Annotated in this window: 2 pseudogenes; both read left to right on the top strand. The window is 78.1% G+C overall.

Features of this window, described 5'->3' with window-relative positions:
• Nucleotides 1–1,109, top strand: a pseudogene (locus tag ACLIYP_RS30330) (hypothetical protein); the annotation flags it as partial.
• Nucleotides 1,106–1,889: pseudogene (locus ACLIYP_RS30325) on the top strand (hypothetical protein); the annotation flags it as partial. The pseudogenes ACLIYP_RS30330 and ACLIYP_RS30325, both read left to right, overlap by 4 nt.

The raw sequence follows: 1,889 nt of genomic DNA, 5'->3' as shown, positions 1-1,889 counted from the left end.
GCCGCGCCGTCCTGCTGCTGCCCGCCGGGCTGGCCCTGCTCGCCGGACTCGACGCCGCCCTGCTGCTGCTCGGCCTGCCCGCCCCCGTCGACGCCGACCGGCTGCCGCGCGTGCACGGGGTGCTGCTGGTGCTCGGCTTCGCCGGGACGCTGGTGTCGCTGGAGCGGGCGGTCGCCCTGGGCGCCCGCTGGGGGTACCTCTCCCCCGCCTGCCTGGGCGCGGGCGGCCTGCTGCTGATCACTCCCGGTGGGCTTCGTCCGGGCGGGCTGCTGCTCGCCTCCGGCGCCGCCGTCCTGCTCGCGGTCTACGTCCGGCTGTGGCGGCGTCAGCCGGGCCCGGCCCTGGCCGTGCAGGCCGGGGGCGCGGTGGCCGCGCTGGGCGCCGCGCTGCTGTGGCTCGGCGGACTCGACGTGCCCCGGCTGCTGCCCTGGCTGGCCGCCTTTCTGGTGCTGACCATCGCCGGGGAGCGGCTGGAGCTGTCCCGGGTGGGCCTGCTGCCGCCCCGCGCCGAGCACACCTTCCTCGTCTGCTCCGGCGCCGTGCTCGCCGGGGCCGTCGCCGCCCTGCTGTGGCCCGCCGCAGGCACCCTGCTGCTGGGGGCCGCGCTGCTCGCCCTGGTCGGCTGGCTCACCGCGTACGACGTCGCCCGCCGGACGCTGCGCTCCACCGGGCTGCCCCGCTTCGGCGCCGCGTGCCTGCTGGCCGGTTACGCCTGGCTGGGCCTGGCCGGGGTGCTGTGGCTGGTGTACGGGCCGATCGCCGGCGGGCCGCGGTACGACGCGGTGGTGCACTGCGTGTTCCTGGGCTTCGTACTGTCGATGATCATGGCCCACGCCCCGGTGATCCTGCCCGCGGTGCTGCGCCGCCCCCTCCCCTACCACCCCGCCCTCGCCGTACCGGCCTGGCTGCTGCACCTGTCCCTGGCCCTGCGCGTCCTGGTGGGCGACCTGCGGGAGGTGGAGTGGGCCTGGCGGCTGGGCGGGGCACTCAACATCGCCGCCGTCCTGCTGTTCGCGGCGGTGGCGGCGGCCTCGTCGGCGACCGCCGCCGGACGTTCCCGGCCCGGGGCTCCCCGAACCGCCCCGTCCGCCCCGGAGGTCTCCCGGTGACGCTTCTCCCGCCCCCGCCCGGCTCCCACGCTCCCGGCCCCTCGGATTCCTCCGGCCGCCCGCCCGGCCCGCCCGTGCCGCCCACCGGGCGTTCGCCGCGCGCCTCCTGGCACCTGGGCGCGAACGCGGTGGTGGTGCTGTGGCTGGCGCTGTTCGCCGCCGCGGCGGCCGGGCACCACTTCCTGCCGTCCGCCCGCCGGCTGATGGCCCATCTGCTGCTGCTCGGCGCGGTGAGCAACGCGATCGTCGTCTGGTCGGGGCACTTCGCCGCCTCGGTGCTGCGGCTGCCGGAGGCGAACCGCGGGGCCCCGGCCGCATGGCGGCTGGTCTGTCTCAACGCCGGCGCCGCCGCCGTGATCGGCGGGATGGCCGCCGGTGTGTGGCCGGCCGTCCTGGCGGGCGGGGCGGCCGTGGCGGGCGCGGTGACGGCCCACGCGGTGTGGCTGGTGCGGCTGATGCGCCGCGCCCTGCCCGGCCGCTTCACCATGACCGTGCGCTACTACGTGGCCGCCGCCTGCCTGCTGCCCGTGGGCGCCGCGCTGGGCGTGGTCATGGCCCGCGGCGATCTGGGCGGCGGTCTCCACGCGCGGCTGCTGACGGCCCATGAACTGGTCAACCTGCTGGGCTGGGTGGGTCTGACCGTGGCCGGGACGCTGATCACCCTGTGGCCCACGATGCTGCGCACCAGGGTTGCGGACGGCGCGGAGCGTGCGGGCCGCCGCGCGCTGCCCGTACTGCTCGCCGGGCTCGGCGCGGCCGTCGTCGCCGTGCTCGCCGGTC

The sequence above is a fragment of the Streptomyces nanhaiensis genome, assembly GCF_046614825.1.
Taxonomy (GTDB): Bacteria; Actinomycetota; Actinomycetes; order Streptomycetales; family Streptomycetaceae; genus Streptomyces; species Streptomyces radiopugnans.
The sequence above is the reverse complement of the archived record's forward strand: the minus strand, read 5'-3'. Positions and strand labels throughout refer to the sequence as shown.